Source organism: Streptomyces sp. NPDC005761 (genome assembly GCF_040630635.1).
Classification (GTDB): domain Bacteria; phylum Actinomycetota; class Actinomycetes; order Streptomycetales; family Streptomycetaceae; genus Streptomyces.
Genome location: NZ_JBEXXX010000003.1, coordinates 228,261 through 249,756 on the forward strand (window position 1 = coordinate 228,261; position 21,496 = coordinate 249,756).

The 21,496-nt window shown below is 72.7% G+C and carries 24 protein-coding genes; 18 read left to right on the top strand and 6 right to left on the bottom strand.

The features are described from left to right. Nucleotides 1–33 precede the first annotated feature (33 nt). Entirely contained in the window at nt 34–981 is a 948-nt protein-coding gene (locus tag ABZ434_RS05005; protein ID WP_359132105.1) for an MBL fold metallo-hydrolase, read from the top strand. Nucleotides 982–1,090: 109 nt separating this feature from the next. Here the strand turns inward: ABZ434_RS05005 and ABZ434_RS05010 are convergent, their stop codons facing one another. Further along, the gene (locus ABZ434_RS05010) at nt 1,091–1,972 is read right to left on the bottom strand and encodes a helix-turn-helix domain-containing protein (RefSeq protein WP_359132106.1); all 882 of its coding nucleotides are present in this window, start codon (nt 1,970–1,972) and stop codon (nt 1,091–1,093) included. A gap of 246 nt (nt 1,973–2,218) precedes the next feature. After that, nucleotides 2,219–2,722 (bottom strand): ATP-binding protein, encoded by a 504-nt coding sequence (locus ABZ434_RS05015; RefSeq protein WP_359132107.1) that lies wholly within the window; start codon nt 2,720–2,722, stop codon nt 2,219–2,221. Between the two features lie 136 nt (nt 2,723–2,858). Here ABZ434_RS05015 and ABZ434_RS05020 point away from each other — a divergent pair, with 136 nt between their 5' ends. Beyond that, nucleotides 2,859–3,710, top strand: coding sequence for a helix-turn-helix transcriptional regulator (locus tag ABZ434_RS05020; RefSeq protein WP_359132108.1), 852 nt, complete (start codon nt 2,859–2,861; stop codon nt 3,708–3,710). After that, a complete protein-coding gene (locus ABZ434_RS05025; RefSeq protein WP_359132109.1) occupies nt 3,707–3,913 on the top strand; it encodes a DUF397 domain-containing protein in 207 nt (68 codons plus the stop codon). The genes ABZ434_RS05020 and ABZ434_RS05025 overlap by 4 nt, the downstream gene beginning before the upstream one ends. A 265-nt stretch (nt 3,914–4,178) precedes the next feature. On the opposite strand, the gene ABZ434_RS05030 is transcribed toward ABZ434_RS05025, so the two are convergent. Together ABZ434_RS05030 and ABZ434_RS05035 are read right to left on the bottom strand one after the other, a co-directional pair. Continuing rightward, the gene (locus ABZ434_RS05030) at nt 4,179–4,571 is read right to left on the bottom strand and encodes a DUF6281 family protein (RefSeq protein WP_359132110.1); all 393 of its coding nucleotides are present in this window, start codon (nt 4,569–4,571) and stop codon (nt 4,179–4,181) included. Nucleotides 4,572–4,790: 219 nt separating this feature from the next. Next, nucleotides 4,791–5,150 carry a putative quinol monooxygenase gene (locus ABZ434_RS05035; protein WP_359132111.1) on the bottom strand — a complete coding sequence of 120 codons (360 nt, stop codon included), beginning with the start codon at nt 5,148–5,150 and terminating at the stop codon, nt 4,791–4,793. Nucleotides 5,151–5,214: 64 nt separating this feature from the next. Between ABZ434_RS05035 and ABZ434_RS05040 the strand changes: the two genes are divergently transcribed. Continuing rightward, the gene (locus ABZ434_RS05040; protein WP_359132112.1) at nt 5,215–5,586 is read left to right on the top strand and encodes a MerR family transcriptional regulator; all 372 of its coding nucleotides are present in this window, start codon (nt 5,215–5,217) and stop codon (nt 5,584–5,586) included. 42 nt (nt 5,587–5,628) lie between these two features. On the opposite strand, the gene ABZ434_RS05045 is transcribed toward ABZ434_RS05040, so the two are convergent. Beyond that, nucleotides 5,629–6,612, bottom strand: coding sequence for an Lrp/AsnC family transcriptional regulator (locus tag ABZ434_RS05045; protein WP_359132113.1), 984 nt, complete (start codon nt 6,610–6,612; stop codon nt 5,629–5,631). A gap of 125 nt (nt 6,613–6,737) precedes the next feature. Between ABZ434_RS05045 and ABZ434_RS05050 the strand changes: the two genes are divergently transcribed. From ABZ434_RS05050 to tsaE, 8 genes are all read left to right on the top strand, one after another. Further along, nucleotides 6,738–8,219 (top strand): MFS transporter, encoded by a 1,482-nt coding sequence (locus tag ABZ434_RS05050; protein WP_359132114.1) that lies wholly within the window; start codon nt 6,738–6,740, stop codon nt 8,217–8,219. A gap of 118 nt (nt 8,220–8,337) precedes the next feature. Continuing rightward, nucleotides 8,338–10,185, top strand: a complete 1,848-nt coding sequence (glmS, locus tag ABZ434_RS05055) for a glutamine--fructose-6-phosphate transaminase (isomerizing) (protein ID WP_359132115.1) — start codon at nt 8,338–8,340, stop codon at nt 10,183–10,185. 28 nt (nt 10,186–10,213) lie between these two features. Then, nucleotides 10,214–10,582, top strand: coding sequence for a holo-ACP synthase (locus tag ABZ434_RS05060; protein ID WP_359132116.1), 369 nt, complete (start codon nt 10,214–10,216; stop codon nt 10,580–10,582). 40 nt (nt 10,583–10,622) lie between these two features. Beyond that, nucleotides 10,623–12,089 carry an NAD(P)H-hydrate dehydratase gene (locus ABZ434_RS05065; RefSeq protein WP_359132117.1) on the top strand — a complete coding sequence of 489 codons (1,467 nt, stop codon included), beginning with the start codon at nt 10,623–10,625 and terminating at the stop codon, nt 12,087–12,089. A gap of 46 nt (nt 12,090–12,135) precedes the next feature. Beyond that, a complete protein-coding gene (locus ABZ434_RS05070) occupies nt 12,136–12,522 on the top strand; it encodes a DUF488 family protein (RefSeq protein ID WP_359132118.1) in 387 nt (128 codons plus the stop codon). 82 nt (nt 12,523–12,604) lie between these two features. Continuing rightward, nucleotides 12,605–13,774 (top strand): alanine racemase, encoded by a 1,170-nt coding sequence (gene alr / locus ABZ434_RS05075; protein WP_359132119.1) that lies wholly within the window; start codon nt 12,605–12,607, stop codon nt 13,772–13,774. 114 nt (nt 13,775–13,888) lie between these two features. Then, nucleotides 13,889–15,139, top strand: a complete 1,251-nt coding sequence (locus ABZ434_RS05080; RefSeq protein ID WP_359132121.1) for an alpha/beta hydrolase — start codon at nt 13,889–13,891, stop codon at nt 15,137–15,139. Continuing rightward, nucleotides 15,108–15,668: a tRNA (adenosine(37)-N6)-threonylcarbamoyltransferase complex ATPase subunit type 1 TsaE gene (tsaE, locus tag ABZ434_RS05085; protein ID WP_359132123.1), complete on the top strand. Its 561-nt coding sequence runs from the start codon at nt 15,108–15,110 to the stop codon at nt 15,666–15,668. The genes ABZ434_RS05080 and tsaE overlap by 32 nt, the downstream gene beginning before the upstream one ends. A 550-nt stretch (nt 15,669–16,218) precedes the next feature. On the opposite strand, the gene ABZ434_RS05090 is transcribed toward tsaE, so the two are convergent. Next, nucleotides 16,219–16,755 carry a hypothetical protein gene (locus ABZ434_RS05090; protein ID WP_359132235.1) on the bottom strand — a complete coding sequence of 179 codons (537 nt, stop codon included), beginning with the start codon at nt 16,753–16,755 and terminating at the stop codon, nt 16,219–16,221. Nucleotides 16,756–16,938: 183 nt separating this feature from the next. Between ABZ434_RS05090 and tsaB the strand changes: the two genes are divergently transcribed. The 6 genes from tsaB to ABZ434_RS05120 all read left to right on the top strand — a co-directional run bounded on the left by tsaB (nt 16,939) and on the right by ABZ434_RS05120 (nt 21,436). Then, nucleotides 16,939–17,586, top strand: a complete 648-nt coding sequence (tsaB, locus tag ABZ434_RS05095; protein WP_359132237.1) for a tRNA (adenosine(37)-N6)-threonylcarbamoyltransferase complex dimerization subunit type 1 TsaB — start codon at nt 16,939–16,941, stop codon at nt 17,584–17,586. After that, nucleotides 17,583–18,122: a ribosomal protein S18-alanine N-acetyltransferase gene (gene rimI, locus ABZ434_RS05100; RefSeq protein ID WP_359132124.1), complete on the top strand. Its 540-nt coding sequence runs from the start codon at nt 17,583–17,585 to the stop codon at nt 18,120–18,122. Before tsaB ends, rimI begins: the two co-directional genes overlap by 4 nt. After that, entirely contained in the window at nt 18,122–19,225 is a 1,104-nt protein-coding gene (gene tsaD / locus ABZ434_RS05105; protein ID WP_359132125.1) for a tRNA (adenosine(37)-N6)-threonylcarbamoyltransferase complex transferase subunit TsaD, read from the top strand. The genes rimI and tsaD overlap by 1 nt, the downstream gene beginning before the upstream one ends. Beyond that, on the top strand, nt 19,222–19,506 hold the full coding sequence (locus ABZ434_RS05110; protein ID WP_359132126.1) for a hypothetical protein: 285 nt from the start codon (nt 19,222–19,224) through the stop codon (nt 19,504–19,506). Before tsaD ends, ABZ434_RS05110 begins: the two co-directional genes overlap by 4 nt. A gap of 267 nt (nt 19,507–19,773) precedes the next feature. Further along, nucleotides 19,774–20,130 (top strand): YciI family protein, encoded by a 357-nt coding sequence (locus ABZ434_RS05115; RefSeq protein ID WP_359132128.1) that lies wholly within the window; start codon nt 19,774–19,776, stop codon nt 20,128–20,130. Between the two features lie 55 nt (nt 20,131–20,185). Next, nucleotides 20,186–21,436 carry an RNA polymerase sigma factor gene (locus ABZ434_RS05120; protein ID WP_359132129.1) on the top strand — a complete coding sequence of 417 codons (1,251 nt, stop codon included), beginning with the start codon at nt 20,186–20,188 and terminating at the stop codon, nt 21,434–21,436. The last annotated feature ends 60 nt before the right edge of the window (nt 21,437–21,496 follow it).

Here is a 21,496-nt window from a genome sequence, read left to right on the forward strand (position 1 = left end):
CCGGCACCGGACGAAGAAGGAGAAGAAGAGGCCATGGCGAACTCCGCGCTCGACCAAGCCGACCGGTTGCGACCGGTGGAGATCCGCTCGCTCCAACTCGGCGGAACGAGGGCCACCGCCGACCGGTTGCGACGGCCGGCGGAGATCCGCTCGCTCCAGCTGGGCGGAACGAGGGTCACCTACGTGCCGGACGGCGATGTGCGGCTCAGGCCACGCGCCATGTTCCCGGACACCACCCACGACGTGTGGGCCGGTCGTCCGGAGTACCTGGACGCCTCGGGCCACCTCGTGGCGAGCATCGGCGCCCTGCTGGTGGAGCGCGGTGACCGTGCGCTGTTGATCGACGCGGGCTTCGGCCCGCAGACGCTTCCCGCGGCCCCGACCGGTCCGCGAGGTGTCATTCGCGGGGGTGCGCTGCTGGAGAATCTGGCCACCCTCGGGCGCCGGCCGGAGGAGATCGAGGCCATCGCGTTCACCCACCTCCACCCCGATCACACGGGTTGGGCCCGGCACCCCGCCCCGGGTGGCGCCCGGCCCCCGTTCGCCCACGCCGACTACCTGGTGAGCGAACCGGAGTGGTCCCGGACCGGGTCACCCGCAGGGCAGGACCTGGCCGAAGAGGTCGCCGGCATGGCGCACCGGGTGCGTCCGGTGGTGGACGGGCAGGAGATCTTCCCGGGCGTGCGCGTGCGGATCTCCGCAGGCCACACGGCCGGTCACGCCGAGTACGTCATCGCCTCGGGCGGACAGCGCCTGATCGCCTTCGGCGACGCCCTGCACTCGCCCGTCCAGGTCGAGCACCCCGCATGGTCCTCGTCCTTCGACCACGACCCCGTGGGGGCCGCCCACCACCGCCGCCGTCTCCTCGCCGAACTGGCCGAGCCCGGCACGATCGCCTTCGGCAACCACTTCGCCGACGTGGTGTTCGGCAGCGTCCGGCCGGACGTCGGTGGCCCCGCCTGGCATCCGCTGGATGTCTGACAGCACCCGGCGAAGGGGCCGCGGAAGCACGCGCAGTCGTGGCCCAACTGCTGTGTACGGCAGGGGGCGGCCCGGTCCGGCGGCCGGCTGCGGTCGCCCGACGCGGCGGCTATGCCGTGCCGGCGAGCTCCTGTCGGCAGTCGGCGCAGTGGCCGGGTTCGGGTGCTCTGAAGGCGCGGTCGCAGCCGTCGCAGTTCTGCAGTGGGTCGTGGAGCGGGGGCCGGTCGGCGGGTGGGGGTGGCGGCGGGAACTGTTCGGTGAGCCGGTACTCCAGGAACTTGACCGGGTATTTCAAGGGGAGGGGCAGGTCCGTGGTGAGGGCCCGCCTGATGGCTGCGGGGGTGGCCTTGCGTTCCAGCCAGGCGGCGACGGCGGGGGTGAGCTCCCTGATGTGGCCGTCGGAGAGGTCGAACGCGGTCGCCCGGCCGTTCAGGTCGAGCAGGAGCGCCGAGGCCGCCCGGTCCAGCTGGGGACTCGGCGTCACCGGCCGGGGTGGAGGCGCTTTCGGGGGCACGGCCGCGGCCACGGTCGCCGGTGCGGCGGGCGGCGCAGGCGGGAGGGGAGTGAAGTGGGCCCGTTCCGGGGCGTGTTCGGGCACCGAGGGCGTCCGCCTCGCTCTCGGCTCCGCCGCCGGGTTCGTACGCGGGCCCGTGCAGGGCTGGTTGTACGAGGTCGTGCGGGTGATGACGCGGCCGGAGGGGAGACGTTCGCGGGTGCGCGTGAGGTAGCCGTGCACCTCCAGCTCCCGCAGCGCTCCCGCGATCCGGGCCTCGCTCTCCGGGAAGCGCTCGACCAGGCACTTGATGCCGACCTTCGCCCCCGGGGGCAGCGACTGGATGTGCGTGGCGAGGCCGATCGCCAGGAGCGAGAGCTTGCTGTGCTGGGCGAGGTGGTTGCCGATGACCGTGAAGTGGCTGCTGTGGCGCACTTTCACGTGCACGACGCCGCCGGACGGGGCGTGGGAGGGGGAGATATCCTGCTGGGTATCCATCGGGAAGGTTCTTCTTCCTCGGTGGTCAGGCCCTCGCTCGGGATGCCTATCCCGGCGGGGGCCGTCTCAGTCTGAAGTTCGGTCTCGTGAGCATATGCCAGGCAACCGGGGCGAAATCCAGCTCAGTTGGCGAACCTCACCCGTGCGAGTGACGCGCCTGCGTGAACGTGTACGCATGTGCGCGGGGGGCCTGCTGAGGTCCACCCGGGTGGGTTCGGTTTGGTTGGTTTCTTCTTCCCGGAAGACTTAAAAGCCTTTTACGTCGTGGGCCACCGCGTCGCGGCCCACCGCGTCGTACTTCACCGGGTCGCGGCCCACCGGGTCGTGGTTTCCCGCCCCGGTCATCGCGATCTCCGCCCAGACGGTCTTGCGGGGGAACGGCCCGCGCTCGATGCCCCAGCGGGTGGCCAACGCCTCGACGAGCACCAGCCCCCGGCCCGACTCGTACGCCTCGGACTGCTCCAGGACGCGCGGCAGTTGCTCGCCGCGTGCGTCGGCGACCTCGATACGCAGCGTGTCCCCGTCGACCGTGAGCAGGACGCGGAAGTCCCGCCCCGGTACGTATCCGTGCAGTGCGGCGTTCGCCGCCAGTTCGGCGACGACGTGGCTCGCGTCCTCCAGCGGCAGGCCCCAGGAGCGAAGCTGCTCCCTCGCCAGCAGGCGGGCCAGGCGGGCGCCCCGGCGGGTGGCGGAGAGCTGCACGGCGAACTGGCCGGTCCGGGCGCGTGGTGGGGTGATTTCTCGGTTCACGTCACTCAGCGTGGCGGCCCGTGGCTACGCTGAACAGCAGTGACGCGTGTACGGACGGTGACTGTCCAGAGGGTGTGCGGGCCTGTCCCACGCGTACAGGGGTCAGGTGCCGGTCATGGGCGGAGGCGGGTGGCGTATGGGTGTCAACGACGGTACGGACGGGCCGGGATGGGGCGCCGAACCCGAGGACGATTCGGGTGCCGTGATCGCGGCGGTCGGCCGGCAGATCCGGCTCTGGCGGGAGGCCGCGGGGTTACGCGCCGCGGAGCTCGGCGAGGCGATCGGGTACGGGGAGAACCTGGTCTACAAGGTGGAGGCCGGAACGCGGATTCCGAAGCCGGAGTTCCTCGACCGGACCGACGAGGCGCTGGGGGCGGGCGGACGGATCGCCGCGATGAAGCAGGACGTGGCGGAGGCGCGGTACCCGAAGAAGGTCCGGGACCTGGCCAAGCTGGAGGGCGGTGCGGCGGAGCTCGGTTCGTACGCCAACGGCGTCATCGACGGCCTGCTCCAGACCGAGGGGTATGCGCGGGCGCTGTACGGAGAACGGCGTCCCGCGTACGCGGAGGAGGAGGTCGACCAGCTCGTGGCCGCGCGCATGTCCCGCCAGTCCATCTTCGCTCGCAAGCCTGCGCCACTGCTGACGTTCGTCCAGGAGGAAGCGACGCTCCGGCGCCCGACCGGTGGCAGAAATGTGTTGCGTCGACAGCTTGAACGCCTGCTAGAACTGGGTTCGTTGAGGCACGTCGAGATCCAGGTGATGCCGACCGAGACCGAGGAACACGCGGGGTTGGGCGGCCCTCACCGGGTGTTTAAGCTGATTGATGGCACGGCTGTGGGGCTCAACGAGGTCCAGCTCACCAGTCGGCTGATCAGCGAACCCAAGGAAGTCCAGATCCTTGAGATGCGGTACGGCCTGATCCGGGCCCAGGCTCTGACGCCTCGGCTGTCGAGGATTCTCATCGAAAAGCTGCTGGGAGAGACATGAGTGCCAAGCCCTCGGCCGGAATCACCTCCGACCTGACCTGGTTCAAGAGCAGTTACAGCACCAACGACGGCCCTTCCTGCGTCGAGGTAGCCGCCGCCCCCGCCACCGTCCACGTCCGCGACTCGAAGAACATCCCGGGCCCCGAACTGGGCTTCACCCTGGCCGCGTGGGCCGACTTCGTCTCGTACGCCTCGGACAACTGACCGCAGTTACGACCACCGTCCGCGAGGACCTGCCGCGCTCGCGCGTCGCAGGTCCTCGCGGACGGCATGGTGCTCCCTGCTTCCACCTCGCCTCTCGACGTATTCCCGTACCGCGTCCGTCAGTTGGGATCGCGTCACGAATGACGGGCCGTCGGCCCCGCCTGCTCGGCAGGGCCGCGAACGGCCGCCACGTGGCTGCCTGGCCGGGTGTGCGGGGTCCGGCCCGGCGTCAGCCTTGGGGCCACACCGAACCCCGCCTTTCGGATCAGGAGCCGTCGATCAGTTTCTGCACCTCGGGCGCCGGCTCCGAGTCGGAGGAAACGGCGAAGAGACTGGCTGTCTTCGGTGTGTCCCCCACGGCGATGGCGACCTCGGGAGAGATGCCGTCCACTTCGTAGGCGGTCTCCGTCGAGCCGGTCGGCTCCTCGTTCCCGCCCCGGCCGCCGGTGTCGTCGCAGGGCGGTTCGGTGGCGACGCCGAGCTTCTTCCCGGGGGTGAACTTCACGTTCCCCACGTCCTGATACGTGACGCCCTGGTAGGTGTACCGGGCGACGCACTTGTTCGAGCCACCGCCACCGCCCTCGACCGTGCACGCTGCCATCGACATCACCATGGCCGCCGCCCCCAGCAAGCCGGCGGATCGTACGGTCCGCTTCATGTGTTCCCCCCTCGATGGATGCTGCAAAGAAGAGGAGTTCCCTCTCTTTGCCGAGTGACCTCGCCGGTGCTCAGCACGAGGAACGAGACCGTGCTGGTGGTGAGGCTCTCGTGTTCCGCGGTTCGACGTCGGAGATGTGGATCAGGTTCCTTCGCCGCGCGTTCTTCGGGCCCGGAGGTGATTCACGGCCTGGGGCGGGCCGCAGGGAACACGCTCAGGTCAGCCGAGCGGCGTCGGCCGCTGCTCCTGCCGCTCCTGTCCACCGCTGCTCGCCGGGTACGGGCTGACCATGGTGTCGAAGTAGCCGTCAGGGGCCTCTTCGAGGAAATCGAGCAGGTTGTCCAGGAAGGCGCGCAGCGGTGGAGTCGCGTTGTGCCGGTCCAGATCCTCCTGGGAGCGCCAGACTTCGTACAGGAAGAGCCGCCCGTCGTCATGGGCGTGCAGGTGGTACTCCAGGTTGCCCTCCTCCTGACGGGTGGGCTCCACGAGCGAGCTGAGAAGCTCGCGCACCTCGTGGGCACGCTCCGGCCGGGGGCGCAGGAAACCGTAGAGGGCGATGGGTGCTTGCGTCGCTGTCATGCCGCCGACGCTACGATCTGACATCGGTGTGAGGTTCAAGGTCATCGCGCGTGAGGTGGGTCACATGAAGATCGGCGACTTGGCCCGTGAGACGGGCGTGAGCGTGCGGCTGCTGCGTTACTACGAGGACCAGGACCTGCTCACTTCGGGCCGGACGAGCGGTGGTCACCGCCACTACACAGCCGATGCTTCGATCACCGTCGCCCACATCCGTACGCTTCTGGCCGCCGGGCTTCCCACGAAGACCATCCGGGACCTCCTGCCCTGCTTCCTCGGTGACGGACCCGAACTCGACGCCTGCGTCCAGGAACACCTCCAGGAGCAACTGCGCAAGCTGGACGACCGCATGACGGACCTGCAGGACGCGCGCACCTCGCTCGGCCACCTCCTCGACGCCTCGGCACGAGCGTCCCGGGCCGCGTCCGCGACCGCCTGAACCGGGAGCGAGCCGTCCTCCCTCCGCCGCCCACGCTTCCGGCTATCCCCGGAACGGCCGGTACGTCAGCTGCTTGACGCGGCGCAGGAACGGCATCGATTCCACGTGCTCGACGCCCTCCAGCGCGCCCAGACGCTCGCTCAGGTAGCGGTACAGATGGCCCGTGTCGCGGGTGATCACCACCGCCACCAGGTTGGACGGGCCCGTGGTCGCTGCCGCGTAGGCGACCTCCGGGTGGGTGGCGAGCGCCTCGCCCACCGTGTGCAGGGCGCGGGGCGCGGCGGTGATGCACAGCATCGTCGGGTGGCGGAAGCCGAAGTGGTCGGAGTCGAACTCGACGTCCACGTACAGCGCGCCGGTGGCCACGAGCTGGGCCATGCGGCGCTTGACCGCCGACTCGGAGCGGCCCGTGGCCTTCTGGAGTTCGGGGTAGGTGGCCCGGCCGTCCGCCTCCAGTGCGGTGACCAGGGATTCGTCCTCGGCGGTGATGACGGCCGGGCCCTGGTGTTCCGGAAGGGGCGCGGGGGTCAGAGCGGCCGACTGCTCGGGCGACAGTGCGCCGCTCTTGTGGAGCCAGCCGGACGGGCCGCCGTAGAAGCGGTGCAGCAGCTGGTGGGCGCGGATGTCGACGATGTGCGGCGTGCGCGGCAGCTTGCCGAGGAGCAGGTCGTCCGCGTCGTCCCGGGAGCGGACGTTCGCCGTGCACGTCACCTCCGTACCGCCTGAAGTGAGGCCGATCCACGCCGTGTCCGGGCGCTTGGCCAGGGCTTCGGCGATGGCCTTCGCGCCCTCGGGCGCGCAGCGCACGCGCAGCAGCCAGTGGTCGAGCGAGTCCTCGGCGGCCGCGCAGCGGACCCCGACGACCCGGAGGCCCGCCTCGGACCGCAGTCTGCGGAAGCGGCGGGCCACGGTCTGGTCGGAGACACCGAGCACGGTCGCGATCCGGCTGAACGGCGCTCGGGCGTCCAGCTCCAGTGCGTGCAGGACCTGAAGGTCGAGAGCATCGCCCACTGCGTCGGATTCCATAGGTGACGGCCTCGTCCATGTCGAATTCCGGCGCTCGATGCTCTGTGGCCGGTGGTTCCGGCCGCGCCTCTCCGATCGTACGGGAGTGGTCGCCGACCACGCCGAAGACGTACAGGGAGAAACACATGCGCAAGTGGGGGCCGCTCACCGCGGTCTGTCTGGGGACGTTCATGCTGCTGCTGGACGTCACGATCGTCATCGTGGCGCTGCCCGACATGGCACGGGTGCTGGGCGCGTCGCTCTCCGACCTGCAATGGGTCATCGACGGCTACGCGCTCGCGCTCGCCGCGCTGCTGCTCGGCGTCGGGGCCGCCGCGGATCTGCTCGGGCGGCGCCGGGTCCATGTCGCCGGCGTCGTGCTCTTCGCCGTCGCCTCGCTGGCCTGCGGGCTCGCCTCGTCGCCGGCGCTGCTGGTCGCCGCCCGCGGAGTCCAAGGGGTGGGCGCCGCCGCGATGTTCGCGACCACGCTGCCGTTGCTCGCCTCCGTCTACCGGGGCAAGGACCGGTCGGTCGCGCTCGGGCTGTGGGGTGCGGTGAGCGGCGGCGCGGCCGCGGTCGGGCCGGTGGTCGGCGGGCTGCTGACCGAGGGGCCGGGATGGCGCTGGATCTTCTTCGTGAACCTTCCGGTCAGCGTCGCCGCGGTCTGGCTGACGGCCAGGACCGTGCCGGAGTCGCGCGGGGCGCAGGGCCGGCGCATCGACTGGGCGGGGACCGTGAGCTTCGCGGTGTTCGCGGCGGCGGCGACGTACGCCGTCGTACGGGCGGGGAGTCTGGGCTGGACGTCGGGGCGCACGCTCGCCACGTTCGGGGTCGCCGTGCTCGCGCTGCTCTCCTTCGTCCTCGTCGAGCGGCGCGTCGAACACCCGCTTCTGGAGCTGTCGTTGTTCCGCACGTCCGCCTTCACCGGCGTGATGGCCGGGGCGCTCGCCTACAACCTGGCGGCCTTCGCCGTCCTGCCGTACACCTCGATCTGGCTGCAGACGGTGCTCGGGCTCAGCCCCGTCCAGGGCGGCCTCGCTCTCCTGCCGCTGGCCGCGACGGCCTTTGTGGTGGCGGCCCTCGGCGGGCGGCTGCTGCACGGGGTGCAGCCGAGGCTGACCATCGGCGTCGGGCTCGCCCTGATCGGCATCGGGACGCTCGGTCAGGCGGTCCTCGGCGCGGGTTCCTCGTGGCCCGCCCTGCTGCCGGGGCTCGTGGTGGCGGGCGTCGGTACGGGTCTGGTCTCGCCGGCCCTCGCGGGCGCCGCGCTGGCGGCGGTGGAGCCGGAGCGGGCGGGCATGGCGGGTGGCGCGGTCAACACCTTCCGGCAGCTCGGGTACGCCTTCGGGGTGGCCGTGCTCGGGACGGTGCTCACCTCGCGGATCGGCGAGACGCTGAGCGAGGAGCAGGCGCACGGGCTCGCGGGCGGCGGTGCGGCGGGGCTGCGGGCGGCGGGGGTGCCGGAGGACGCGCTGCGGGCGGCGTTCGCCTCCGGGCTGAACACGGCGGCCGTGGTGGCCGGTGTGGTCGGGGTCGTCGCGGGGGTGGCGGTGCTTCTGCTGGTGAAGGGGGCCCGGAAGGGTGCCGAGAGCCCGGCACCGGAGGCGGTGCGGGTGCCCGCGCGGTGAACAGGGGCCGGGCCCGGCGGGCTCGAAGTGCCCGACCGGCCTGGTTTGTGGGCTTGAAATAGTGGTTGCTTCTGCGACTATGCGAAGAACAGGGGCTGGTGACCAGGAAAGGACCACTATGTGCGGAATCGTGGGTTACGTCGGTGGGCAGTCGGCGCAGGACGTCGTCGTCGCCGGTCTCAAACGGCTGGAGTACCGGGGGTACGACTCCGCCGGGATCGCGATCCTCGCCGACGGGGGCCTGGCCGCCGCCAAGAAGGCCGGGAAGCTCGTCAACCTGGAGAAGGTGCTGGTCGAGCGCCCGCTGCCGGCCGGCAGCGCCGGGATCGGGCACACCCGGTGGGCCACCCACGGCGGGCCCACCGACACCAACGCCCACCCGCACCTCGACAACGCAGGACGCGTCGCCGTCGTCCACAACGGGATCATCGAGAACTTCGCCGCTCTGCGCGCCGAGCTCGGCCGGCGCGGCCACGACCTGGTCTCCGAGACCGACACCGAGGTCGTCGCCCACCTCCTCGCCGAGGCGTACTCGCAGAGCGCGGACCCGGCGGAGGCGATGCGGCAGGTGTGCCGGCGCCTCGAAGGGGCCTTCACGCTCGTGTCCGTGTTCGCGGACGCGCCCGACGTGGTGGTCGGGGCCCGGCGCAACTCGCCGCTCGTCGTCGGGGTGGGCGACGGTGAGGCCTTCCTCGCCTCCGACGTCGCGGCGTTCATCGCCCACACGCGTTCCGCGATCGAGCTCGGCCAGGACCAGGTGGTCGAGCTGCGGCGGGAGGGCGTCCAGGTCACCGGGTTCGACGGGGAGCCCGCCGAGGTGCACGCGTACCACGTGGACTGGGACGCCTCGGCCGCCGAGAAGGGCGGTTACGCCTCCTTCATGCTCAAGGAGATCGCCGAACAGCCCAAGGCCGTCACGGACACCCTCCTCGGCCGGATCGACCGGGAGGGCACCCTCCACCTGGACGAGGTGCGGATCACCCGGGGTGAGCTGCGCGAGGTCGACAAGGTGGTGATCGTCGCCTGCGGGACCGCGTTCCACGCCGGGATGATCGCCAAGTACGCCATCGAGCACTGGACCCGGATCCCCTGCGAGACCGAGCTCGCCAGCGAGTTCCGCTACCGCGACCCGATCCTGGACCCGCACACCCTCGTCATCGCCATCTCGCAGTCCGGCGAGACGATGGACACCCTGATGGCGCTGCGGCACGCCCGTGAACAGGGCGCGAAGGTCCTCGCCATCTGCAACACCAACGGCTCGACCATCCCGCGCGAGTCCGACGCCGTGCTCTACACCCACGCCGGTCCCGAGGTCGCGGTCGCCTCCACCAAGGCGTTCCTGACCCAGCTGGTCGCCTGCTACCTCGTCGCCCTGTACCTCGGCCAGGTCCGCGGCACCAAGTGGGGCGACGAGATCCGTACCGTCATCCGTCAGCTCTCCGAGATCTCCGGCTCCGTCGACCGGGTCCTGGCGACCATGGAGCCGGTGCGGGAGCTGGCACGGTCGCTGGCCTCCCACGACACCGTGCTCTTCCTCGGCCGGCACGTCGGCTATCCGGTCGCCCTGGAAGGCGCGTTGAAGCTCAAGGAGCTCGCGTACATGCACGCCGAGGGGTTCGCCGCCGGTGAGCTCAAGCACGGACCGATCGCGCTCATCGAGGACGGGCTGCCCGTGGTCGTGGTCGTCCCGTCGCCGGCCGGGCGCTCCGTGCTGCACGGCAAGATCGTGTCGAACATCCAGGAGATCCGCGCCCGGGGCGCACTCACCGTCGTCATCGCGGAGGAGGGCGACGAGGAAGTCGTCCCCTACGCCGACCACCTCATCCGGATCCCCGCAACGCCTACGCTGCTTCAGCCGCTGGTCGCGACCGTGCCGTTGCAGGTCTTCGCCTGCGAACTGGCGACGGCCCGCGGCAACGAGGTGGACCAGCCGCGCAACCTGGCGAAGTCCGTCACCGTGGAATGAGCCGTCAGCCAACAGTGAAGGTGCGTACGTGATCATCGGGGTCGGGATCGACGTGGCGGAGATCGAACGGTTCGACGCGGCGCTGGAGCGCACGCCGCAGTTGGCCCGACGGCTCTTCATCGAGAGCGAGTTGCTGCTTCCCGGCGGCGAGCGGCGCGGCATCGCCTCGCTGGCCGCACGGTTCGCCGCCAAGGAAGCCCTCGCCAAGGCGCTCGGCGCGCCCGCCGGGCTGCTGTGGACGGACGCCGAGGTGTACGTGGAGGAGAGCGGGCAGCCCCGGCTCCGGGTCCGGGGGACCGTCGCCGCCCGCGCGGCCGAAATGGGCGTGCGGCAGTGGCACGTGTCGCTCAGCCACGACGCGGGGGTGGCCTCGGCGGTGGTGATCGCGGAGGGGTGAGCCCGGGGCGTGGGCGCGGATACCTGCGTACGTTGGAGCCATGCGAACCGCTTACAGCGTCTCGACCGTACGGGCCGCCGAACAGGCCCTGATGGCACGGCTCCCGGAGGGTGCGCTGATGCAGCGCGCCGCCGCCGGACTCGCGGCCGCCTGCGCCGATCTGCTGCGGCGCGGCGGCCGCGTCTACGGTTCCCGGGTCGTCCTCCTCGTCGGCAGCGGTGACAACGGCGGCGACGCGCTGTACGCGGGGGCCCGGCTGGCCCGGCGCGGCGCCGGCGTCGTGGCCGTGTGCGTGTCACCCGGCCGGGCCCACGACGGCGGGGTCGCCGCCCTGCTCGCGGCGGGCGGCCGGGTGATGGCCGGTGGCGAGGTCGCCCCGCACCGCGACTGGGGCGGGCACACCGACCTCGTCGTCGACGGCATCACCGGCATCGGCGGACGCGGCGGACTGCGGCCCGACGCCGCCGCCGTGGTGGAGCACTACGCGGCCCACGGGGTGCCCGTCGTCGCCGTCGACCTGCCGAGCGGTGTCGAGGCCGACACCGGCGAGGTGCGGGGAGCCGCGGTGCGCGCGGACGCCACGGTCACCTTCGGCGCGTACAAACCGGCACTGCTCGTCGACCCGGCCGCCGAACGGGCCGGGGCCCTGCACCTCGTCGACATCGGGCTCGGTGCCGAACTCCCGGACGTGCCCGATCTGGAGGCGCTCCAGTACGCGGACGTCGCCGCGCTGCTGCCCGTGCCGGCCGCCGAGAGCGACAAGTACCGGCGAGGCGTGGTGGGCATCGTCGCCGGATCGGCGCGCTACCCCGGGGCCGCGGTGCTCGCCGTCTCCGGGGCGCTGCGCGGCGGGGCGGGGGCCGTGCGCTACGTCGGTCCGGGGGGCGACGCCGTGATCGCCCGGCATCCGGAGACCCTGGTCCACGCGGGTCCGCCGTCGAAGGCCGGGCGCGTGCAGGCCTGGGTCGTCGGCCCCGGGCTCGGTGACGGCACGGACGCCGTCGAAGCCGTCTCCGACGTGCTGGCCACCGACGTCCCCGTGCTCGTCGACGCGGACGGACTGCGGCTGCTGGACGCCGACGTCGTACGGGCCCGCACCGTGCCCACCGTCCTCACCCCGCACGCCGGGGAGGCCGCCGCGCTGCTCGGCGTACCGCGCGAGGAGGTCGAGGCGGGGCGGCTCGCCGCCGTACGCGAACTCGCCTCCCGGTTCCGCGCCACGGTCCTGCTCAAGGGGTCGACGACCCTGATCGCCACCGATGCCCCGCACACGCCCGTGCGGGTCAACCCGACCGGCACCTCCTGGCTGGCCACGGCGGGCAGCGGTGACGTGCTCTCCGGCCTCACCGGGTCCCTGCTGGCCGCGGGCCTCGCGCCGCGCGACGCCGCGTCCGTCGGTGCCCATCTCCACGGCCTCGCCGCCCGGCACGCGTCCGACGGCTCCCCGGTCGCCGCGCAGGACGTCGCGGAGGCGATCGCGGCGGCATGGCGCGACGTCCGGGCCTGAGTGATGCTGGGGCCCGGGGGCGGCGGCAACGAGGGAGTGGTCGGTCGTGGGCAGCAGCGGTGACGTGCGGGTACGGCGGGTGTACGACCCGCAGGAGGACGGTGACGGCACCCGCGTCCTCGTCGACCGGCTGTGGCCGCGCGGCGTCTCCAAGGAGCGGGCGGCGATCGACAAGTGGCTCAAGGACGTCACCCCGTCGGACGAGCTGCGCTCCTGGTACCACGAGGACCGCTCCGCGACCCGGTACGACGAGTTCGTCGACCGTTACCGGGCCGAGCTGGCCGACCCCGCCCACACAGCGGCCGTGGACGCGCTGACGGCGCTGGTCCGCGAGGGCGGTCCGGTGACGCTCGTCACGGCGGTCAAGGACGTCCCGCACAGCCATGTGCCGGTTCTCGTCGACCACGTGGAACACGAGTTGCACCACCGCTGACGTGCTCGTCCACCGACCCGCCGCGCCCTGCCGGGCCCGCCGCCCGGGGGCCGGGCCGCAGGGCTCTGAGACACTGGGCGCGATGAACGAGACAGCGTCCTTGAGAGCCCGTGCCGAGATCGACCTCGCCGTACTCCGCGCCAACGTGCGCGTTCTGCGTGCCCGGGCGGCCGGGGCGCACCTCATGGCCGTGGTCAAGTCCGACGCCTACGGGCACGGGGCGGAGCGCTGCGCCCGCGCCGCTCTCGAAGCCGGTGCCACCTGGCTGGGCACCGCCACCCCGCACGAGGCGCTCGCCCTGCGCGCGGCCGGTCTCGGCGGCCGGATGATGTGCTGGCTGTGGACACCGGGCGGGCCCTGGCGCGAGGCGATCGAGGCCGACATCGACGTGTCGGTGAGTGGCATGTGGGCATTGCGCGAGGTCACCGCGGCGGCCGCGGAGGCGGGCCGGCCCGCCCGCGTCCAGCTCAAGGCCGACACCGGCCTGGGCCGCAACGGCTGCCAGCCCGCCGACTGGGCCGAACTCGTCGCCGCCGCCCGCACCGCCGAGCAGGCGGGCACCGTCCGCATCACCGGCCTGTGGTCCCACTTCGCCTGCGCCGACGAGCCCGGGCACCCCTCCATCACCGCCCAGCTCGACACCTTCCGCGACATGCTGGCGTACGCGGAGAAGGCCGGCGTCGAGCCCGAGGTGCGGCACATCGCCAACTCCCCGGCGACGCTGACGGTCCCCGATTCACACTTCGACCTCGTACGGACCGGGATCGCGATGTACGGCATCTCGCCCAGCCCCGAGCTCGGCACCCCGGCGGACTTCGGGCTGCGTCCCGTGATGACGCTCGCCGCGTCGGTCGCCCTGGTCAAGCGGGTGCCGGCCGGTCACGGCATCAGCTACGGGCACCATTACACGACCACCGCGGAGACCACGCTCGGTCTGGTGCCGCTCGGGTACGCGGACGGCGTACCGCGCCACGCGTCGGGCCGCGGACCGGTCCTGGTCGGCGGTGTCCGGCGGACGGTCGCGGGCCGGGTGGCCATGGACCAGTTCGTCGTCGACCTCCACGGGGACGAGCCGGCGGTGGGCAGCGACGCCGTGCTGTTCGGCCCCGGGGACCGGGGCGAGCCGACCGCCGAGGACTGGGCGCAGGCGGCCGGCACGATCGCGTACGAGATCGTCACCCGGATCGGCGGCAGGGTGCCGCGCGTCTACCGGGACGACGAAACGCCGGAGGGACCCTCGGCCGGGTCCTGACCGGATGAGCGCCCCTGACCAGGCACGATCTGAGCAGGTTGCGAGCCGGCCGGAACCGGGGCCGGCCCCGACCGACCCGACGGACACGACACGACCGACGAGGAGCGCGGCACGGTGAGCGAGATCAGCGCGGGGGAGGCGGTGGCGGAGGCCGCCTCGGCGGCCGGCTGGCGCCGGGCGGGATTCGCCGGGGCCGCCATAGGCGTGATCGCCGCAGGCGCGGCGGCCGGAGTCGCGGTCGAGCGGCTGACGGTGGGCCGGGGCATGCGCAAGCGGGCCAGGCTGGCGCTGGACGCCACCGGACCGTACGGCTCGCTGCGCGGACTTCCGGGCCGGGCGACTGCCGACGACGGGACCGAGCTGTACTACGAGATCGACGAGGTCGACCCGGGCAGCGGCGGGGGTACGGGCGGTACGCCCCCCGGCTCCGCCCCCGGTCAGCGCAGGCGCCGCCTCTTCGGGCACAAGGCGCCCGCCCCGGTGACGGTCGTCTTCAGCCACGGCTACTGCCTCAGCCAGGATTCCTGGCACTTCCAGCGGGCGGCCCTGCGCGGCATCGTGCGCACCGTCCACTGGGACCAGCGCAGCCACGGCCGCTCCGAGCGGGGCCGGGCGCAGGCGCAGGGCGTGCACGTCGGATTCGACCAGCTCGGCCGCGACCTGAAGGCCGTGATCGACGCCGCGGCTCCCGAAGGGCCCCTGGTGCTGGTCGGGCACTCCATGGGCGGCATGACGATCATGGAGCTCGCCGACCAGTACCCGGCCCTGATGCGCGAGCGCGTCGCCGCCGTCGCCTTCGTGGGCACGTCCAGCGGGAAGCTCGGCGAGGTCAGCTTCGGGCTGCCGGTGGCCGGTGTGAACGCCGTGCGGCGGGTGCTGCCCGGCGTACTGAAGGCGCTCGGCTCGCAGGCGGAGCTGGTGGAGCGGGGGAGGCGGGCCACGGCGGATCTGTTCGCGGGGCTGATCAAGCGGTACTCGTTCGGCTCGCGGGACGTCGACCCCGCCGTCGCACGGTTCGCCGAACGGCTCATCGAAGCCACGCCGATCGACGTCGTCGCGGAGTTCTACCCAGGCTTCGTCGCGCACGACAAGAGCAAGGCGCTGCCGCTGTTCAGGGACATCCCGGTGCTGATCCTGGCGGGTGACAAGGACCTGGTGACGCCCAGCACGCACAGCGATGCCATCGCGGACCAGCTGCCCGACGCGGAGCTGGTCATCGTCCCGGACGCCGGGCACCTCGTGATGCTGGAGCACCCGGAGACGGTGACGGACCGGCTGGCGGACCTGCTGGTGAGGGTGGGAGCCGTACCGGAATCCTCTAACGTTGGCGGGCATGGAAGCACCGCAGAACAGCCCGGCGGCTGAGCTCGCCGCAGGCGCCGCGCACGACGCCGTCACCGTGACGCTGGCCGTCGAGTCCCCCGAACAGATGCAGGCCCTGGGCCGCCGGATCTCCGGAGTGCTGCGCCCCGGCGACCTCGTGATGCTCAGCGGTGAGCTCGGCGCCGGGAAGACGACCCTGACCCGCGGGCTGGGCGAGGGGCTCGGCGTGCGCGGCGCCGTCACGTCCCCCACCTTCGTGATCGCCCGCGTCCACCCCCCGCTCGGCGAGGGCCCGGCGCTGGTCCACGTCGACGCGTACCGCCTGGGCGGCGGGCTCGACGAGATGGAGGACCTGGACCTCGACGTGTCCCTGCCGGAGTCGGTGGTGGTCGTCGAGTGGGGCGACGGCAAGGTCGAGGAGCTCTCCGAGGACCGTCTCCAGGTGCTGATCGACCGCGCGGTCGGCGACACGGACGACGAACGGCGCGTGGTCACGCTCGTGGGCGTCGGCGCACGGTGGGCCGGGCTGCGGGCGCAGTCCTGGGCCCCCTGGGACACGGCCGGGGTCTGAGGGACGGCCGGCCGGGCCCCTTTCCGACATGGTGTCGGCATATTGTTGCGCGGGGCGGTGCGGGCGTGGTGACATGGAGGGCGAGAGCAGGTTAGGTCTGCCTAACCGTGCCTTCCACCGGAGCCCCAGGAGGCGTTCATGCCGACATCGGAGCGAGAAGTGCAGCCGCCGCGGGCGGTTTCGATGAGAGACCTGCTCGCCGCCGGAGCGGCGGCCACGGCCGTCTCGACCCCACCCGGCCCGCGCCCACGCGCTGCGGCGCCCGCACCGCGGGCGAACAAGCCCTCGGGCACCGGACGGGCCTGAGCGGCCCGGATGGTCTACGGCGGGAGGACCCGGACGGGCCCGGCAGGTCCGCGGGTGTGCGCCGGCGGGCCTGAGCGGCCCGGACGGTCTACGCCGGGAGGACCCGGGAGGTCCGGCAGGTCCGCGGGACGGTGTGCGCCGGGCGGGCCCGTGCGGCCCGGATGGTCTACGCCGGGAGGACCCGGGAGGTCCGGCAGGTCCGCGGGACGGTGTGCGCCGGGCGGGCCCGTGCGGCCCGGACGGTCTACGGGACGACGTTGACCTTCACGCCCACCGTGGCGAACGTCCACACCGCGTTGCCGTCCTCGCGCGACATCCGTACGCCACCCGCCTTCAGCGTCGGGTCCGGGCTCTCCATCGAGCCGTCCTGCGCGGCGCTGAACCCGATGGCCACGTCCTTGTTCGTCGCGAACCGGACCACGTGCTCGATCGGCACCCCGTCGGAGCCCGTGACGCGGCCGGAGCGCGAGGTCACCTGGTAGGTGCCCGGCGTGGCCTGCACCGCGCTCGGCATCACCTTGAAGGTCCTGGTCGGCTTGTTCTTCGCGTTCACCAGCCACACCCGGCGGTCGGCCAGCGCGTACACGACGCGCATGCCCGTGCCGGACGCGGCGGGAACCGCGAGAGGGTTCTTCTTCGGCTTCGGCGCGGTGTGACCGCCCGCGGCGGGTGAACTGCTGGACGCCTTCGGCTTGGCACCGAGGTCGTGGGGGACGTTCGCCGATGCCTGGTAGGCCAGGAAGCCGACCGCGGCGACGGCCGCCGCGGTGAGCGCGGCCACGATTCCCGAGCTGCCCCTAGCCACCGTGCGCCTCTTTCGCCGTCGTATGTCGTACAAGCGTTTACACGTACTCCGCGTATACCCGGTGACGGTAGCACCGGCGCACCCCCGCACCGGGACGCCGTACGGGGCGCCGTACCGCCCGCGGCGGAGCCGTAGGCTGTTTGCGTGCTCTTGCTCGCTATGGATACCGCCACCCCCGCCGTCACCGTCGCCCTGCACGACGGGACCCGCGTCGTCGCCGAGTCCGGCCAGGTCGACGCCCGAAGGCACGGGGAACTGCTGCTGCCCGCCGTCGACCGGGTCCTCGCCGAGGCCGGGGTCTCGCTCTCCGCCGTCACCGACGTGGCCGTGGGCGTCGGCCCCGGTCCGTACACCGGGCTGCGGGTCGGCCTGGTGACGGCCGCGACCTTCGGCTCGGCGCTGTCCGTGCCCGTGCACGGCCTGTGCACCCTGGACGCCCTCGCGTACGCCGCGGGACAGGCCGGGGTGCCGGGTCCGTTCGCCGTCGCGACGGACGCCCGACGCAAGGAGGTCTACTGGGCGCGGTACGAGGACCCTCTCACCCGGAGCGGTGAACCCGCCGTGGACCGGCCCGCCGACATCGCCGGGCAACTGGCGGGCCTCCCGGTCGTGGGGGCGGGCGCGGTGCTCTATCCCGACGCGTTCCCGGACGCGCGCGGCCCCGAGCACGTCGGCGCCGGTGCGCTGGCGGCCCTCGCCGTCGAGCGCCTCGCCGCGGGGGAGGAACTGCTGCCGCCGCAGCCTCTCTACCTGCGCAGGCCCGACGCGCAGGTCCCGAAGAACTACAAGGTGGTCACCCCCAAGTGACCGCCACGACCGCAGTGCTGCGCGAGATGCGCTGGTGGGACATCGACCCGGTCCTCGGCCTGGAGCACGAGCTGTTCCCGGACGACGCCTGGTCGGCCGGCATGTTCTGGTCCGAGCTGGCGCACGCCCGCGGTCCGCAGGCCACCCGCCGCTACGTGGTCGCCGAGGACCCGGTCTCCGGCCGGATCGTCGGGTACGCGGGTCTCGCGGCGGCCGGTGACCTCGCCGACGTACAGACGATCGGTGTCACCCGCGGCCACTGGGGCGGCGGGCTCGGCTCCGAGCTCCTGACCGACCTGCTGAAGCACGCCACGGCCTTCGAGTGCGCCGAGGTGCTGCTGGAGGTCCGCGTCGACAACACGCGGGCGCAGAAGCTGTACGAACGCTTCGGCTTCGAACCGATCGGCTTCCGGCGCGGCTACTACCAGCCGGGCAACATCGACGCACTCGTCATGCGCCTCCACGTGCACGAAGACGTACGCGAGGACGCACACGAAGACGTATCAGGGCACGTACAGGGAACAGAGACTGACTGATGGCTGACGAACCGCTCGTACTCGGCATCGAGACCTCCTGCGACGAGACCGGCGTGGGCATCGTCCGCGGGACGACGCTGCTCGCCGACGCCGTCGCGTCCAGCGTGGACACGCACGCCCGCTTCGGCGGCGTCGTCCCGGAGATCGCCTCCCGCGCGCACCTGGAGGCGATGGTCCCCACGATCGAGCGCGCCCTCAAGGAGGCCGGCGTCACCGGACGCGACCTCGACGGCATCTCCGTCACCGCCGGACCCGGACTCGCCGGCGCCCTGCTCGTCGGCGTCTCCGCGGCGAAGGCGTACGCGTACGCGCTGAACAAGCCGCTGTACGGGGTGAACCACCTCGCCTCCCACATCTGCGTCGACCAGCTGGAGCACGGCCCGCTGCCCGAGCCGACGATGGCGCTGCTCGTGAGCGGCGGGCACTCCTCGCTGCTGCTCGCACCCGACATCACCAACGACGTGCGGCCGCTCGGCGCGACCATCGACGACGCGGCCGGCGAGGCCTTCGACAAGATCGCCCGGGTGCTGCAGCTCGGCTTCCCCGGCGGCCCCGTCATCGACCGTCTCGCCAGGGAGGGCGACCCGACGGCCATCGCGTTCCCGCGCGGCCTGAGCGGCTCGCGCGACCCCGCGTACGACTTCTCCTTCTCCGGCCTCAAGACCTCCGTCGCCCGCTGGATCGAGGCGAAGCGCGCCGCGGGCGAGGACGTGCCGGTACGGGACGTGGCGGCCTCCTTCCAGGAGGCAGTGGTCGACGTACTCACCCGGAAGGCCGTCCGGGCCTGCAAGGACGAGGGCGTCGACCACCTGATGATCGGCGGCGGGGTGGCGGCCAACTCGCGGCTGCGGGCCCTCGCCCAGGAGCGGTGCGAGCGGGCGGGTATCCGGCTGCGCGTACCGCGTCCCGGACTGTGCACGGACAACGGGGCCATGGTCGCCGCGCTGGGCGCGGAGATGGTGGCCCGCAACCGGCCCGCCTCCGACCTGGAGCTGTCGGCCGACTCCTCGCTGCCGGTCACCGAGACCCACGTACCGGGCGCGGACCACACCCACACGCACGACCACGTGCACGAGATCAGCAAGGACAACCTGTACTCATGAGCGGGAGCGGCACCACCGTCGCGCTGATGTGGGAGGCCCGGGCCTCCGAGGGCCGGGGCGCGGAACTGCTGGAGTGGGCCCACGCCCGCGCCGGCGAACTGGCGCGTCCGCCGCTGCGCAGCGAACTGCTGCGCGCCCCGCAGGACCGCGTCCTGGTCATCACCTGGTGGGAGGGCGCGTACGGCGACGAGCTGCCGGAGCTGCCCGAGCCGGCCGCGGAGATCATCACCCGGCCGGTGCACCGCTGGCGCTTCGAGTCCCTCGGGCCGGCGGACCGGTGACGACGGCGTCGGGGTCGTCCGCGACCTCGTAGCCGGCGCCCGCCCGCCGGTCCTTCCGGAGCGCGGTGAACCGGGGGCGACGGCGGCGCCGGCCCTGCGCCCCGCAACCCGGCGGACGGGCGCGGAATCCGGTCCCGGGGCCGCCCCGGTGGCCGATCCGGAAACTTCTCAGAAGAATTCCGGGGGAACTGTCGATCCGGCCGTGCCCCGTTCGACGCAGTGGTGAGAGGCAGGGAAGGTCCCCGCCCTCCCGACCGAGGAGTCACCATGCCGCGCTTCATGTCCCTCATCCGCCTCGACGAGGAGGCCGCCGCGGGGTTCGAGCCCGATCCCGGGTTCGACGAGCGGGTCACCGCACTGTTCGAGGAGATCAACAAGGCGGGCGTGATGCTGGAGACGGCCGGCCTCACCCCGACCGCCCAGGGCACCCGGGTGCATTGGTCCGGCGGCAAAATCAGCCACACCGACGGGCCCTTCACCGAGACGAAGGAAGTCGTCGGCGGATACGCGATCCTCCAGTGCAAGGACCACGCCGAGGCCCTGGAATGGGCCAGGAGGTTCCTGCAGGTGCACCCGGAGAGCTGGAGCGTCACCTGCGAGGTCCGGGCCATCGACGAGGCCTGAGGAGACGCCGGGTCGCGCTTGCCCGCGTCCGGTGCGGCTGCTCTGATGGGTGGCCGTGACGGCAGCGAGCGCGGTTGAGGCGGTATTCAGGATCGAGTCCGCGCGGATCATCGCCGGTGTCGCCCGGATCGTACGGGACGTCGGCATCGCCGAGGAGCTCGCGCAGGACGCCCTGGTCGCCGCGCTGGAGCAGTGGCCGGAGTCGGGTGTCCCGGACAATCCGGGAGCCTGGCTCATGGCCACGGCCAAGCACCGCGCCATCGATCTCGTACGCCGTCGCGAGACGTACGCCCGCAAGCTGGCCGAGATGGGCCGCGACCTGGACGGTGTCTCCGGCGAACCGGATCCGGGCTCCGCCGACCCCGACCGCATCGACGACGACCTGCTGAGGCTGATCTTCACCTCCTGCCATCCGGTCCTCTCCACCGACGCCCGGATCGCCCTCACCCTGCGGCTCCTCGGCGGCCTCACCACTGAGGAGATCGCCCGCGCCTTCCTCACCACCGAGCCGGCCGTCGCCCAGCGGATCGTCCGCGCCAAACGGGCGCTGGGCCGGGCAGACGTCCCCTTCGAGGTGCCGTACGGCCCCGAGCGCGCCGCCCGGCTCGGACCGGTGCTCGAAGTCATCTACCTGATCTTCAACGAGGGGTACGCCGCGACCGCCGGCGACGACTGGCTGCGCCCGGGGCTCTGCGAGGACGCGCTGCGCCTGGCCCGGGTGCTGGCCGGGCTGATGCCGGACGAACCCGAGGCGCACGGACTGGCCGCCCTGCTGGAGCTCCAGGCCTCGCGCACCGCAGCCAGGGTGGGGCCGGACGGCGCCCCGGTACTGCTCGCCGACCAGAACCGGGCCCGCTGGGACCGGCTGCTGATCCGCCGGGGCCTGGCGGCCCTGCTCCGGGCCCGCGACACGGCCGCGGAGGCGGGGCAGGCCCTGGGGCCCTACGCCCTGCAGGCAGCTCTCGCCGCGTGCCATGCCAGGGCGGCGCGCTACGAGGAGACCGACTGGGCCGCCATCGCCGCGCTGTACGGCCGGCTCGCCGCCCTGACCCCGTCCCCGGTCGTGGAGCTCAACCGTGCCGTCGCGGTCTCCATGGCCGAGGGCCCGGCCGCCGGTCTCGCCCTGGTCGACGCCCTGGCCGCCGACCCCGCGCTCAAGGGCTACCACTTGCTGCCGAGCGTCCGCGGGGATCTGCTGGAGCGGATGGGGCGTACGGACGAGGCCCGCGCCGAGTTCGTACGGGCGGCGGAGCTCACCCGCAACGAACGGGAACGGGCCCTGCTCCTGGACCGGGCCGGCCGATGAGTTCCGGGCCCGCCACCGGTCTACCCAGCACAGCACTCAGTACCACCGCGTGAGGAGAAG

What these genes read in the sequence shown, in the direction of transcription:
- tsaE (WP_359132123.1), top strand. Translation starts at nt 15,108, where the DNA reads ATGGAAGCACCGCAGAACAGCCCGGCGGCTGAGCTCGCCGCAGGCGCC.
- ABZ434_RS05045 (WP_359132113.1), bottom strand. Translation starts at nt 6,612, where the DNA reads ATGGAATCCGACGCAGTGGGCGATGCTCTCGACCTTCAGGTCCTGCAC.
- ABZ434_RS05110 (WP_359132126.1), top strand. Translation starts at nt 19,222, where the DNA reads ATGAGCGGGAGCGGCACCACCGTCGCGCTGATGTGGGAGGCCCGGGCC.
- ABZ434_RS05115 (WP_359132128.1), top strand. Translation starts at nt 19,774, where the DNA reads ATGCCGCGCTTCATGTCCCTCATCCGCCTCGACGAGGAGGCCGCCGCG.
- ABZ434_RS05010 (WP_359132106.1), bottom strand. Translation starts at nt 1,972, where the DNA reads ATGGATACCCAGCAGGATATCTCCCCCTCCCACGCCCCGTCCGGCGGC.
- ABZ434_RS05020 (WP_359132108.1), top strand. Translation starts at nt 2,859, where the DNA reads ATGGGTGTCAACGACGGTACGGACGGGCCGGGATGGGGCGCCGAACCC.
- tsaB (WP_359132237.1), top strand. Translation starts at nt 16,939, where the DNA reads ATGGATACCGCCACCCCCGCCGTCACCGTCGCCCTGCACGACGGGACC.
- ABZ434_RS05025 (WP_359132109.1), top strand. Translation starts at nt 3,707, where the DNA reads ATGAGTGCCAAGCCCTCGGCCGGAATCACCTCCGACCTGACCTGGTTC.
- ABZ434_RS05030 (WP_359132110.1), bottom strand. Translation starts at nt 4,571, where the DNA reads ATGAAGCGGACCGTACGATCCGCCGGCTTGCTGGGGGCGGCGGCCATG.
- ABZ434_RS05035 (WP_359132111.1), bottom strand. Translation starts at nt 5,150, where the DNA reads ATGACAGCGACGCAAGCACCCATCGCCCTCTACGGTTTCCTGCGCCCC.
- ABZ434_RS05050 (WP_359132114.1), top strand. Translation starts at nt 6,738, where the DNA reads ATGCGCAAGTGGGGGCCGCTCACCGCGGTCTGTCTGGGGACGTTCATG.
- alr (WP_359132119.1), top strand. Translation starts at nt 12,605, where the DNA reads ATGAACGAGACAGCGTCCTTGAGAGCCCGTGCCGAGATCGACCTCGCC.
- ABZ434_RS05040 (WP_359132112.1), top strand. Translation starts at nt 5,215, where the DNA reads ATGAAGATCGGCGACTTGGCCCGTGAGACGGGCGTGAGCGTGCGGCTG.
- glmS (WP_359132115.1), top strand. Translation starts at nt 8,338, where the DNA reads ATGTGCGGAATCGTGGGTTACGTCGGTGGGCAGTCGGCGCAGGACGTC.
- tsaD (WP_359132125.1), top strand. Translation starts at nt 18,122, where the DNA reads ATGGCTGACGAACCGCTCGTACTCGGCATCGAGACCTCCTGCGACGAG.
- ABZ434_RS05065 (WP_359132117.1), top strand. Translation starts at nt 10,623, where the DNA reads ATGCGAACCGCTTACAGCGTCTCGACCGTACGGGCCGCCGAACAGGCC.
- ABZ434_RS05005 (WP_359132105.1), top strand. Translation starts at nt 34, where the DNA reads ATGGCGAACTCCGCGCTCGACCAAGCCGACCGGTTGCGACCGGTGGAG.